Here is a 13697-nt window from a genome sequence, read left to right on the forward strand (position 1 = left end):
ATTATTGAGCAACTAGTGTAATATTATCTATATGATAACGTGTAGTCGCTCTAGGGTCTCCACCCGTATACCTAAACCCAATCCTTATGTTATTGTCGATGCAGGACAGGCTAGTAGGTCCTGCAGGGATAAAATCACCAAAAGAGTTTAAAGGACCTCTTGGTATTGCTACATCAAGCTTGATCCAGGTTGCTGATGATATGTCATCCACAAAATTATTCGTTACAAAAACCTCAAGAATATTTCCGTTATCATAACCTGCTTGTAAATCAAAATTTAAAACTTCACTTGTAGATGTACTCATGTCAATTTCTGGAGTGATTAACCACACTTCATATAAGCCTTCTTTTGACCTAAAGCCGGTAATTTGAGCATATTTATTTTCGTTAAATTCACCTATTTTGTATTTTAATTTACCTTTTGTAGTGTTGGTGTTAATCCACCCTAGTTTTCCTAAGTCTGATGACTTAAATTCGGTAAAATCTTGTTGAAATAGTAATGTATTTCCTTCTTGATCTAATACACAATTCAAAACCTCTGGATCACACCTATTGTTTATGTCGAAAACTAAACCATTTGGGTTATTAAGAACTATATTATATGCATCTCCTAAAAAACTTTTTGTTAAAATACCTTCGAAACTTCCTTGATTTTCTGGCAATTTTAACCCTTTAAAATCTGAAAAAGTACTTGTACTTAGAATTGTTGTTCTACCATTTTTGCAACTCTCAACAATACGTTCACCATCAAACTTATCGTTTGGTTCGGCCGCAAACGTGAATGTATTTTCGTCTAGAACGATGTTTTTGTTGAATTGAATATTGTTTAATTTTATGTATAAATTTAAGAGTCGATCTGTAAAATTTTCAAGGGTAGTTTCTAGAGGTGTAATTGATGTTATTTCGTTAGATCTTGTTATTATATCCTTAACAGAAAATGATGGAATATGAGCAATATTGTTTCCTTCTAACACGCCCAGGGTGGGTATTCCATTTTCTATTCCCAAGGACAAACCATTTAGGTTGATGAATATTTTTCTTCCAAACTCATAAGATGTAAAGAGTGGGCTATCATCTATTAATATCCTAATACCTGCAGTAGGGTTTGCGCTTTTATTTTGTATGATAATTTCTTTAAAAAAATTACTCGCCCTATCGCTAGATACAACGTATCCACTTATTATGTTATCTGTGTTTTTAAAAATTAGATTAGCATTTTCACCTTCTTTTTCTATTTCTTGTTGTAAAAAACCAAGTACAGCTTCAATGTCGATTATTGTTCCTGTGATGGGTTGTTCCTCGATTATTAAAGCAGGTGTTTCAAAATCATTTTCGGGCGTACAGTTTGACAAGAATAACATTAGTACTATGTACATCATTAGTTTTTCAAATTGAGTTGTAATCATTTTATTGTATTTAATCGTTAAAATCGTATATAAAAATTGAGGTAGTACGACGTACCATAACCGTAAAAATATTTTGGTCCAAATACAGGGGTATCTCTATTGGATTCTTCAAGCGCTAGTCTATAATTGGCATTTCTGGTTTGTTCAAATCCTCCTGTTCTATATTGCTGGTTAAGAATGTTGTTGATTGAGGCAAAAAACCCGACATAATATTTGTCTATCCTCCATGATTTTCCTCCAATAGCATTGACTAAAAAATAGTCATCAAAACGCTCTTGTTGTAATAAAGATCTTGCAGTAGTTTCATTATAATCATTAAAAGGTAAACCATCAGAATCTTGATAAAAATTGGATGTTCTAGCAAATGGACTTACGCTTATAAAGGCATTAGAGAAATAATTAGTCGTAGCTCCAAACCACCAAAAATTTGGATCACGATATTCAAAACCAATTTGTGCTGCATTTTGAGGTCCGCCAGAAAGATAATACCCTTTTAAATTAGATGTGCCAATGGTTTTTATGCCTTGATCATCGGTAAAAGAATCACTAGTGCTTGCCAACGTTAAACTAGGGTTGTTGTCGTATAAAAAATTACCTATTGCGGCAACACCTTTTAGCTTTATTGTTGGAATAATTTGATAGGTTAGGCCCAACTCTCCTCCATAGTATAACCTGTTGATGTCGGTTAATATTTCTTGAACAAAACCTGATTCTGAACCAGAGATTGCCTGTGTATAAAAAAAAGAAATATTTGTGGCATCCAGAATATTAGTATAATAACCCGTTAGTGTTGCTTTGATGTGCTCTGAACGAAATATATAGCTAGCGTCTAGAGATGTTATTTTTTCACTTTTTTGGTTTTTATTGATTAATTCGGCTACAGTTATATTGGATTGCCTTGGGTTTACGAAAGCATTTCTAATTGTAGGCGCTTTGTTAAAGTGAGCTGTATTTATTTGTATGGAATGTAACCCGAGAATTCTATAGGTAAGCCCTGCTTTTATTCCATAATTTTGAAAGTTTAAAGAAGAACTTTTACCGAAAGATTTATTGCCAGGAAAATATCCGTTTTCAAAAAAACCATTTCTTTGATATAAGGTTTGAGAAAGGTTCCCTGCTAAGAAAAAATCAACAGCTTTAAATTTAAATTGTGATTGAAGATAGCTATTAAACGTAGAGGCTTTTATTTCATAGTTATAATCATAAATATCATCTTCTTGTACGATACGATTGGGATTGCGTATATCGCTTTGGGCCCTATTTGATGTTTCAGAATTTGTTAACCCCGCTGTAGACAAGGCAAATAAGTCAACATCCAAAAACCCTGTTCCGCCCAATAAATCATTAACTTTAGCAAAATTATGACTTGCCAAGTTTTGGTAATTTAAGGTGGCATTTAGAGTAATGTGATCATTTAATTGGGTGTTTAGAATAATGTTTCCTGTAAATTGTGTGTCATCCGTACGATCTTCGTATAAAATATAAGTTGCATTTTTTCCTTGTTGTACATTTTGCAGGTTGCTTTGTATTAATTCTTCCCAATTAATTTGGCCATGATTTAAAAGGCTTTGATATGCTAAAAATGCTTTTTGATAATCCAAAGATGTTGGGTTAGGATCACTTAAAAAAGAACTAGGTAAATTATCAGTATGAACAGGGTTTGTATCTATACTCCTACCACCTCCTGTATATAACTGTTGCCCATCTTGGGTTATTAACAGGTCACCACCTCCATTATCAATTCTTGTGTTGGCTATTTTACCTGTTTGAAACGCAAGGTTTGTGTTCAGGCTTGTTTTATTAGTGAGATTCCAATAATGGTTTAACATCACTACAGGCTCTTCAATTTGTCGCTCACGGGCATTTCTTATTTTCCCTTGTTGATAACCCCAATTGGGGTTATAAGTAGCTCCTTTAATTTTAAAAACCTCTTCGGTAATAGCGGTGGATCTACCTCGACGATTTGGAGTATAAAAACCCGTAAAATTGAGACTATGATTTTTATTTAATTTTTTTTCAATAGAGACAAAGAAAGAATTGGCTTCATATCCTGTTCCGTCAATGAAACCTTCTTGTCCAAATCTACGAGATAGAGATAATGAAAATGCCCAATCCTTTGATGTTATTCCAGAATTATAAGTTCCCATAACTCGTCCTTGATAGCTTCTATTTGAAGAAGCGTAGGATATTCTAATTCCTTTTCTATATTTTGATGCTCTCATAATAATATTAGAAGTTCCTAAAAGCCCACCAAAGGAGTACTCGTTTTTGGTTATACCAAAAGAAAACTCTTGATTACGTTGTACATCATTTAATCCACCCCAATTACTCCACTGAGGGTTACCATTCAAAAACTTATTCATTTCAACACCGTTAATTAGGACTTTGTTATTTTCATTTTTTAATCCTCTTGGGCGAAAGAACGTAGTGCCAAAATCATAAGCTGCGGCATTAAGAAAAACACTTCGATTAGCATGTAATAGTGCAGATGTATTAAAGGAAACATCATTGTCTTGATCTAATTCATTATCGGTTAGGTTGATTGTTCCTATTTGCTTTTGTTCTGATGTGAAATCATAACTCAGATAAAGTATTTTAAGATCTAATATTTGACCTTGATTTATAGTTATCGGAAACTGTTTTGTAACATACCCCAGCTTTGTTAGAATCAGGATTTGTTCGCCTAACGGAAGAGTTTTGTCTTTAAAGTTAAATACACCAAAGCTATTGGTTTTAGTAGAAACGGCTGATGATTTAATAGTGATAGTTACATCTGTAATATTCTCACTTGTGAAGTTATCAACTACTCTTCCTTGCAGATTAGCTTGCTGGGCAGTTATAGGTGAAAAAGACAAAAGAAATATAGATACTAATTGTATTACTGTGTATAAGCGATATACCATACTTCACATTATGTGTTAAAATTTATAAAAAGCGGGTAGGTATATTTGTAAAATGCAATAATAAAGCACTCGAGTTTCATTTTTTGAAACTGGAAACATGAATATTTGTATTAGATATAATTTGAGTGTTTATGTTTTTAAAATTCTTATTTAGGTATATAATTTTTGGGCTGGTTTTCTTTTTTCAAGTAGTTTATTCTCAAGAGGAAAAGGAATATAAAATTAATACGATTGCATTTTATAATTTAGAGAACCTTTTTGACACAAAGGATGACCCTGTAACTTTCGATGATGACAGAACCCCAAAAGGAAAGGATCATTGGACACTTGAGTTTTATAAAGATAAAATACAAAATATGGCCAAAGTGATTTCTGTAATTGGTGCTGATATTGCCCAAAATGCACCAGTTATTTTGGGTGTCGCAGAAGTAGAAAACAGAAAGGTTTTAGAAGACCTGGTAAATGATCCAGAAATTTTGAACAAAAATTATGGGATTATTCATTTTGATTCGCCAGATAGGAGAGGGATAGATGTTGGATTGTTATATCAAAAAGCACTTTTTAAACCGACTAAAACGAAAACCTATGAATTACCAATTTATGATAATAATACCTCAAAACGAATATACACCAGAGATCAATTGGTAGTAAGTGGATATTTGGATGGAGATATGATACATATTATTGTAAATCATTGGCCATCTAGAAGAGGAGGAACCTCTAGAAGTAACTATAAAAGAGAAAGAGCAGCTAGGCTTAATAAAAAAATTGCAGATTCTCTTTTTGCATTAGACCCTTATGCTAAGATTATTATTATGGGTGATTTTAATGACGACCCTAAAAGTGCAAGTTTAAGCAAGATATTAAATGCTAAAACACATAAAAAAGAAACAACATTAAAGGAATTGTATAACCCCATGGCAGGAATGATTAAAAAGGGAGGAGGGTCTCTCGCATGGAGAGATAGTTGGATTATTTTCGATCAGATTATTGTTTCCAAAGAATTATTGGATAAAAACCACAATGAATATAGATATTATAAAGCGGGGATATTTAATGAAGAATTCTTAACCACCTCTAGAGGTAAGTACAAAGGGTATCCATTTCGTAGCTATAGTAATGGAGCCTATACAGGAGGGTATAGTGATCACTTTCCGGTATATATTTATCTTATAAAACAAAAAAAGGAGTCGCGATGACTCCTTTTTGTTATGCTATTCACATTTAAAATGAATTAAAGTGCTGTACAATCTCCTAAAGTGGTTAATTGAGTTCTTATAGAATCTTCGGTTTCTTGATCAGGAGAACATCCACTATCTAAGAAACTTTGTAAAGCCGTTTTATATGCGTTACAATTTGCTGTTGAAGAATCGTCTATAAAATTAGAGGCAGCATCTGCAACTTGATTTGTAAGTGCGATACAATCTGCTCCGTCATCATCACTACCACAGGCAGTAAATCCAAGGGTTGTGGCAAATAAAGCCACATACATAAGTTTTTTCATGATATTTGGGTTAAAAATAATCAATCCAAATATAGTAGATATTCTTATATTAACAAATAATTATGTTAATAAAGTGTTTTTTGGCGACAAAACATGTTTTTTTGTCGGCTTTATCAAATTTCTTCGATATCAATAGGCTTACCTATATAAGCCAAAAAACTATTATCTTTAATTTGCTCTATTTTTTCGCTATATGAAGATATAATGCTAATGCTATTATTGGGGTCTTTTATAAATAGAGGGATAATATCAATATCTTCTTTGGTCAAGTCTATAATTGTTTTGTAATGATCCTTATTATTAATTTTAATTTCTTGTATACTAGGATATTTTTCGGCAAGTCTTATGAGTTTTTGATAATCATCTGTATGAGAAAATAACCCTTCATGAGGGCTATTTTGTGGGTCCTTCATTTCTTCAGAGGTAATAAGCCTAAAAGAACCGTTTTCTCCAAATTGATCTTTAAATTTATTGATAGCATATTTATTGATATCACTATTAGCTGTTAACGCCATTAAATATCCCACATCATTTAACTCAATATTATCTTTAAGTTGATCCCCGTATATGTTTACTTCTATCGCATCTAACCCCAAATCTTTTGCCTTATTGATGTTATCTCTGTTGCTATCTACCAAAACTACATGTTGATTATTGGTTTTGATATATAGTGCAATAAGTCTTGAGATTTTAGACGCACCAATAATTAAAATCCCTTCGGATTTTTTAAGAAACACACCCACCAATTTGGCAAAATATCTAGCTGTAGTGGCATTAAGCAAAACAGTACCCAATACGATCATAAATACCAGTGGTGTTATATATTCTGCCCCAGGCACTCCTACTTTATATAATTTTAATCCAAATAATGATGCAATACCAGCGGCAACAATTCCTCTTGGTCCTACCCAACTAATAAATAGTTTTTCATTGGTTTTAAGACCGGATTTTGAAGAACTCAAAAACACGCCTATAGGGCGAATTATAAAAACCACACAGGCGAAAAGTAATCCCGCTTTCCAATTAAAGACAAGTTCCAACTCTTCTATATTAATATTTGCCGAAAGAAGAATAAATAAAATTGAAATAAGAAGCACACTTAATGACTCTTTAAAATATAATATCTCATTAAGATTAGGAAGGTTAATATTTCCCAACACCATTCCCATTACTACTACAGATAAAAGACCAGATTCATGAGCAAAAAGATCAGATAACACAAACACACCTAACACCGTTGCCAGTGTGACAACATTGAGCAAGTAGTGAGGAACAATTTTTCTTTTAAGCGAAAAAGCCAGCGCATGTGCAAATGTAAATCCAAACGTAAATCCAACTAGAACAATTTTACCAAACTCGGCTAGAGCTGTAAATGTAAACTCTTCGCCTGCTCCGGCTCTAATAAATTCAAACACTAATACAGCAACAAGTGCTCCCACAGGGTCAATTAAAATACCTTCCCATTTTAAGATTGCTGATACATCTTTTTTTAGAGGAATGTTTCTTAAAATTGGAGTAATTACCGTTGGGCCGGTTACGATGATTAATGAAGAAAACAAAAAAGAAATGGGCCAACTTAGGTTAAAAATAAAATGAGCAGCAAGGCCAGCGCCAAAAAAAGTTACTATTACTGCAACAGTGATTAATTTAATAATTACAGGTCCCACGTTAAGAATCTCACTTCTTCTTAAGGTAAGCCCTCCTTCAAAGAGAATTATACTAATGGCCAGAGATACAAAATAAAACAAGCTTTCTCCAGGAAAAAGACCCTCAGAACCGTTCCATATCGGTTGTATTAATTTGGTTCCATCATCAGTAAATAAAGTAGCAATTGGCCCTACCAATAGACCAATAAGGATTAATGGTAAAATTGCTGGAATTTTAAATTTCCACGCAACCCATTGGGCCAAAATACCTAATATAATTATTCCTGCGAGTTCTAACATAATGATTTATTGTTCGAGTTATTCACAAGAAAGATCGTAATTTTTTTAAACATTTTAGAAATAAGATTATTTTTATAACTATACCACTGTCGACTATTTTTATAGAAGATTTTGTACCCCATCAAAATATCATTCTAATTGGTATTCATTGAATTATTATACGTATTAAAAAAAATAAAGCTATATTCTGCCCTTTTAAAATTAAGAACTAAAGGTCTTGAGCGATATTCTAATTCATAAATTTAGAACCATTCTTATCGGAGTAGCTTTTTCTCCCAATCTTAAAAACAACATTTTTGAGGCGATGCGAATGGTAGATTTTTTTGATTGTAAATTAATCATTGTACATGTGGGAGACAAAACAGATGAAAAAGAAAATACAATCAAAAAGTTAATTTCAGGCTTTTCTGATGATGATGAGAAAGTAAAAGTGATTTGGAAAGAAGGAGATCCTGTTGAGGTTATTATTAATGAGGCAAAAGAAAACAATGCCGATCTCATTATGCTTGGAGCAATTCCTAGAGAAGATTTTCTAAAATTTTATATTGGTTCTATAGCTCGAAAAATTACAAGAGGGGCACATTGTTCGGTACTACTATTGATCAAACCATCTGAAGATCTTAGACCGTGTAATCATATTGTTGTTAATGGAATTAAGGATGAAAAAACAAAAAAAACTATTCTTGATTCTTTTGAAGTAGCTCAAAATTTGGGTGCACAAAAATTGACGATAGTTGAAGAAATTTCTCATGAAGAGGTAAAGATTGTAGTAGAAGACGATAAGTCACTGTTAAAGGATACTTTGATTAAAGAACAATTAGCAAAAGAAGAAGATCAGAGAGTACAGCATATTTTGGATGAGGTTTGTGAGGATCTTAAAACAGGCATTTTGATCAAGACACAATCTATTTTTGGAAAGAGAGGATATTCTATAGGCCACTATGCAAAGGTAGTTGCGGCCGATTTACTAATCATGAATGCGCCAGAAAAAACAACTTTTTTAGATCGTATTTTTCCTCATGATCTTGAATATATTTTGTCAGAGTTGCCCACAGATGTTTTAATAATGCGATAGAATGGAAAAGACAAGGAATAAAACTACAGACTTTATATCGCAATTACCAAAGAACATCTTTTCTGGTTTTGTGGTTTCATTAATAGCCCTGCCATTAGGTTTGGGATTGGCGTTGGCATCTGAAGCGCCACCCATATCTGGGATAATAGCGGCGGTGGTTGGAGGAATAGTTGTCTCTATTTTTGGAGGGTCTAATGTTACCATAACAGGACCAGGTAACGGGTTAGTGGTGGTTTTACTTGGAGCAATAACTACACTCGCCAGTGGTGATCTATACCAAGGATACATTTTAACATTAGCAGCTATAATATGTGCTGGTGGGCTTATGATTATTATAGGACAACTTCGCTTAGGTATTTTAAGTGATTTTTTCCCTTCTTCGGCCATTCAAGGAATGCTCGCGGCCATAGGAATAGGAATTTTTGCAAAACAATTTCACGTAATGCTTGCCAATTCGAGCATTAAGGGAGATACAATTTCATTATTAACAGATATCCCAAATAGTATTTCTCAATTATTTAAACCCGAATATAACGAGATCGTTGTTGCCGCTGCTGTAGGAGTGTTGAGTTTACTAATTATGTTTTTTTACGGAAAGATAAGAAACAAGTATTTTCAACTAGTTCCTGCCCCGATGTGGATTGTACTTTTGGTTATTGGTTTAAGTTATTATTATGAATTTTTCTCCGATGCCGAATATCCAATAAGCGCATCACTTTTGGTTCAAATACCAGACAATGTATTATCAAATTTCCCTACACCAGATTTTTCACAAGTTTTGGATTTTAAGTTTATTGGTGTAGTGATCGCAATTACTTTAATTTCGAGTATAGAATCATTATTAAGTATTAAAGCTGTAGATAAATTAGATCCAATGAAACGTAGGTCTAATGTGAATAAAGATCTAACAGCTTTAGGTCTGGCATCTATTGCCAGTGGTTTTTTAGGTGGACTTAATGTAGTTACGGTGATTGCAAGAAGTTCGGTAAATGTAAATAATGGAGGTGCCAATAGGTCTGCAAACTTTTTTCATTCGGTATTTTTGATATTATTTGTTGTCTTATTTCAGGATCAGTTAAAGCGAATTCCGCTTACTGCATTGGCAGCAATTTTGGTATATACAGGATATAAACTCTCTGCACCCAAAAACCTTAGGGATGTTGCCAAAATAGGGAAAGAACAACTCCTTATCTTCTTTGCGACCGTAATTGCTACTATAACAACAAACCTTATCACAGGTATCCTAATTGGAATTTTGGCAACACTTGTGATACATTTTATAATGAACAAAAGTGTATTGTTTTTTATTAAAAACCTTTTTAAACCGAATGTTTTGATGTTTAAGGAGGGAGAAAATGGTAATTATTTTGTGAGTGTAAAGAATTTCTCAAGCTTTTTAAACTTTTTCCGTTTAAAAAGAAAATTAGATACTATACCAGAAAATCAAGATGCTATTGTAGATTTTTCGTTATGTGATTTTGTTGACTACACTGTTCAAGAAAGCTTATTAGGGTATCAAGAAACATTTAAACGAAAAGGAGGCTCTTTTGAAATTACTGGGTTGGATATCCATGGGACATCTTCAGAGCACCCTCTGGCGGTACGAAGTTTGATACCGTTTTCAAAAAAAATAAAGATTGGTTCAACTTCAACTCTTACCAAAAGGCAAACAGATTTGCAGCATATCGCCGCAGATTTTTCTTGGAAATACGAATCAAAAAAGAATGAAAATACCTCTAACTTAAATGATTTTGTATTCTTTAAAATTAAAAAAATAAATTATCGAAATAATGCTATATTTGATTCAGCTTCAGTTTTTAGAGTTTCGGATGTAGAATTTTCTGAGGGAGAGTTCATCGCCAGAACACTAGTTAGAACCACTATTTTAACGATAAACTTAAAAAAAGAAATACCAAAGTTTACATTGGATAGAGAAGGGTTGTTAGAGTTTGTTTATAAGTTCGCTGGTTTTAAAGATATAGTGATTAATGGACATCCAGATTTCTCCAAGCGCTTTTTTCTTTTGGGTGAAAACCCCGAAAAAATTCGCTTGCTATTTACTGATGAATTAGTATTGTTTTTCGAAAGTAACCCCTACTATCATATAGAATGTAATGGTAATGCGTTGTTACTTATTAGAAAAGAGCGTCTAGCCAGTATAAAAGAGATTAAAGCACTATTAGATTATGGAACTCGCTTAGAAAAGATTATCTCTAAGATGCAATATGAGGAAATATTGTTAAAAAGTCCAAAAATTAAATACTGATCCCTACCATTTTTTCTATTTTGCAAAGATTTTATAAAGATTATGAACTTATACCCCATAAAAGCGGGAAATTTTAAACTCGATGGAGGCGCCATGTTTGGAGTCGTTCCTAAAGCGTTGTGGAATAAAACAAACCCGGCAGATCAAAATAACCTTATCGATATAGCGGCCAGATGTTTGCTCATTGAAGATGGTGATAGATTAATTCTTATTGATTCGGGTATGGGAAATAAGCAGTCCGAGAAATTCTTTGGTTATTATTCCCTTTGGGGCGATGATAATTTGGATAAGTCTTTAAAAGAGAAAGGTTTTCATAGAGATGACATAACAGATGTATTTATTACCCATTTGCATTTTGATCATTGCGGGGGAGTGGTGCAATGGAACAATGACAGAACCGGATATGAATTGGCGTTTAAAAGCGCGAAGATTTGGAGCAATGAAGAACATTGGCAATGGGCCGTGCAACCCAACGCAAGAGAAAAGGCTTCTTTTTTGAAGGAAAACATTTTACCAATTCAAGAAAGCGGACAATTAAACTTTGTGACCAGAACCGATAAAGCATTTCAAAAAGAGTCAGAATTAGGTTTTGGCCTGCTATTTGCAAATGGTCATACAGAAAAACAAATGATTCCGCATATAGTACACAAAGAAAAAACTATAGTTTTTATGGCAGATTTATTGCCTACAGCTGGTCACATTCCTTTACCTTATGTAATGGGATACGATACAAGACCATTGTTAACGATAGATGAAAAGAAATTGTTTCTAGAAAATGCAGCTACCCATGGATGGTATTTGTTTCTAGAGCATGATGCGCATAATGAAATAATAACTGTGAAACATACCGAAAAAGGTGTACGCCTTAAAGATGTTTACACATGTAATGAAGTATTTAATTAAAACTAAAAGATAAAATGAAATTATCCTCGAATAAGATTCTTGTTGGCTTGAGTTTGTCTATGATGTTGGGAAGTTGCGGTGCTCCGGTAATAGTATCTACCCCTATAGAGAATATTGATTCTACTCCTTTAAAACATGCTACATTAACCGATACCCAATTAAAAAACTGGAACTCTTTTGATCTTGTTACTGATACTATACCAGGTATGAGTGTTAATAAGGCGTATAATGAACTTATTAAAGCAAGAAAAGGTCAAACAGTTATTGTTGGTGTTATAGATAGCGGTGTTGATATTGAGCACGAAGACCTAGATGGAGTACTTTGGGTAAATACTAAAGAAATTAAAGGAAACGGAAAAGATGATGATAATAATGGATATGTAGATGATATCTATGGATGGAATTTTTTAGGAGACTCTAATGACGAAAACTTAGAGTACGTAAGAATTATCAAAAAACTTAAACCAAAATACGCGGGTAAAAACTTAGCTTCGGTTGCATCCGAGGAAAAAGAAGAGTACCAGCAATATATAGAGGCTAAAGCAGAGTTTGAAAAAGAGTATCAAGAAGCTTCAGACAACAAAATTCGTTACGAGCAGATATTACAGCAGTCTAAAATTTCTCATAAAGCTATTAGTGATGCTATTGGAAAAGAAGACTACACGAATGAGGAGCTTTTAAAAGTTGAAGCTAAAACTCCAGACATGCAGCAGCATGTAGCGTTTCTTTCTCAAATGTTTGGGTTTTTGGATCCAGGAGACACCATTCCTGATTTTATAAAAAACCTTAACGAAGGTGTAGAGCATTTTACAAATCAACTAAACTTTAATTTAAACCTTGATTTTGAAGGTAGAACTGTAGTTGGAGATGATGTTGATGATCTTAACGATAATAAATATGGAAACAATAAAGTAATGGGTCCCGATCCCAAAAAGAAAGGAATAAAACACGGAACACATGTAGCTGGAATTATCGCTGCAGAGCGAAATAATGGAAAAGGAATGAATGGTATAGCCAAAAATGTACAGATCATGTCGATTCGAGCAGTTCCCGATGGAGATGAATACGACAAAGATATTGCACTTGCTATACGATATGCGGTAGACAATGGAGCTAAAGTTATCAATACTAGTTTTGGTAAATACTATAGTACTCATCCAGAATGGGTTTGGGATGCTATTAAATATGCTGCATCAAAAGACGTGTTGATTGTGAATGCAGCCGGAAATGAAGGAATAGATCTAGATCAAAAGGCTGTATATCCAAATGATCAAAAAGGTAATACTGCAGAAGTAGCGAATAATTTTATAACCATTGGGGCTTTAAATTATCAATATGGTACTAATTTGGTCGCAGATTTCTCTAATTATGGGAAAAGCAATGTAGATGCGTTTGCTCCTGGAGTTAAAATATGGTCTACAACACCAAATAATGAATACGAATACTTACAAGGAACATCAATGGCTGCGCCTGCAGTTGCCGGAGTAGCAGCATTGATACGATCATATTACCCAGGTCTAAAAGCCGCTCAGGTAAAGAGCATTCTTATGGATAGTGGGTTAAACACCAAAACATCGGTGGTTTTAGGTGGCGAGGCTGCCGATACAGCATCTTTTTCTGATATATCAAAATCGGGAAAGATGGTAAATTTATATAATGCGCTTATACTGGCAGATAAAATGTCTAAATAATATT

Annotated in this window: 9 protein-coding genes; 5 read left to right on the plus strand and 4 right to left on the minus strand. The window is 33.5% G+C overall.

Annotation, left to right across the window (positions count from 1 at the left end):
* Position 1 precedes the first annotated feature (1 nt).
* Positions 2–1405, minus strand: a complete 1404-nt coding sequence (locus DK508_RS17395; RefSeq protein ID WP_109302060.1) for a DUF5689 domain-containing protein — start codon at positions 1403–1405, stop codon at positions 2–4.
* A 17-nt stretch (positions 1406–1422) separates the two neighbouring features.
* Positions 1423–4308 (minus strand): carboxypeptidase-like regulatory domain-containing protein, encoded by a 2886-nt coding sequence (locus DK508_RS17400; protein ID WP_109302061.1) that lies wholly within the window; start codon positions 4306–4308, stop codon positions 1423–1425.
* Between the two features lie 131 nt (positions 4309–4439).
* Here DK508_RS17400 and DK508_RS17405 point away from each other — a divergent pair, with 131 nt between their 5' ends.
* The gene (locus DK508_RS17405; RefSeq protein ID WP_109302062.1) at positions 4440–5507 is read left to right on the plus strand and encodes an endonuclease/exonuclease/phosphatase family protein; all 1068 of its coding nucleotides are present in this window, start codon (positions 4440–4442) and stop codon (positions 5505–5507) included.
* Between the two features lie 35 nt (positions 5508–5542).
* On the opposite strand, the gene DK508_RS17410 is transcribed toward DK508_RS17405, so the two are convergent.
* Entirely contained in the window at positions 5543–5812 is a 270-nt protein-coding gene (locus DK508_RS17410; protein WP_109302063.1) for a hypothetical protein, read from the minus strand.
* Between the two features lie 113 nt (positions 5813–5925).
* Entirely contained in the window at positions 5926–7758 is a 1833-nt protein-coding gene (locus DK508_RS17415) for a sodium:proton antiporter (protein WP_109302064.1), read from the minus strand.
* 217 nt (positions 7759–7975) lie between these two features.
* Here DK508_RS17415 and DK508_RS17420 point away from each other — a divergent pair, with 217 nt between their 5' ends.
* The 4 genes from DK508_RS17420 to DK508_RS17435 are packed head-to-tail and all read left to right on the plus strand — an operon-like array spanning position 7976 to position 13693.
* Complete coding sequence (locus tag DK508_RS17420) at positions 7976–8833, plus strand: universal stress protein (protein ID WP_370443855.1); 858 nt, start codon at positions 7976–7978, stop codon at positions 8831–8833.
* Position 8834: 1 nt separating this feature from the next.
* Positions 8835–11099 (plus strand): SulP family inorganic anion transporter, encoded by a 2265-nt coding sequence (locus tag DK508_RS17425; RefSeq protein ID WP_109302065.1) that lies wholly within the window; start codon positions 8835–8837, stop codon positions 11097–11099.
* Between the two features lie 42 nt (positions 11100–11141).
* Complete coding sequence (locus DK508_RS17430) at positions 11142–12002, plus strand: MBL fold metallo-hydrolase (protein ID WP_109302066.1); 861 nt, start codon at positions 11142–11144, stop codon at positions 12000–12002.
* A gap of 14 nt (positions 12003–12016) precedes the next feature.
* Positions 12017–13693, plus strand: coding sequence for a S8 family peptidase (locus DK508_RS17435; protein WP_109302067.1), 1677 nt, complete (start codon positions 12017–12019; stop codon positions 13691–13693).
* The last annotated feature ends 4 nt before the right edge of the window (positions 13694–13697 follow it).

It is taken from the genome of Aquimarina sp. AU474, assembly GCF_900312815.1.
Classification (GTDB): domain Bacteria; phylum Bacteroidota; class Bacteroidia; order Flavobacteriales; family Flavobacteriaceae; genus Aquimarina.

What these genes read in the sequence shown, in the direction of transcription:
- DK508_RS17435 (WP_109302067.1), top strand. Translation starts at nt 12,017, where the DNA reads ATGAAATTATCCTCGAATAAGATTCTTGTTGGCTTGAGTTTGTCTATG.
- DK508_RS17400 (WP_109302061.1), bottom strand. Translation starts at nt 4,308, where the DNA reads ATGGTATATCGCTTATACACAGTAATACAATTAGTATCTATATTTCTT.
- DK508_RS17425 (WP_109302065.1), top strand. Translation starts at nt 8,835, where the DNA reads ATGGAAAAGACAAGGAATAAAACTACAGACTTTATATCGCAATTACCA.
- DK508_RS17405 (WP_109302062.1), top strand. Translation starts at nt 4,440, where the DNA reads ATGTTTTTAAAATTCTTATTTAGGTATATAATTTTTGGGCTGGTTTTC.
- DK508_RS17415 (WP_109302064.1), bottom strand. Translation starts at nt 7,758, where the DNA reads ATGTTAGAACTCGCAGGAATAATTATATTAGGTATTTTGGCCCAATGG.
- DK508_RS17430 (WP_109302066.1), top strand. Translation starts at nt 11,142, where the DNA reads ATGAACTTATACCCCATAAAAGCGGGAAATTTTAAACTCGATGGAGGC.
- DK508_RS17410 (WP_109302063.1), bottom strand. Translation starts at nt 5,812, where the DNA reads ATGAAAAAACTTATGTATGTGGCTTTATTTGCCACAACCCTTGGATTT.
- DK508_RS17395 (WP_109302060.1), bottom strand. Translation starts at nt 1,405, where the DNA reads ATGATTACAACTCAATTTGAAAAACTAATGATGTACATAGTACTAATG.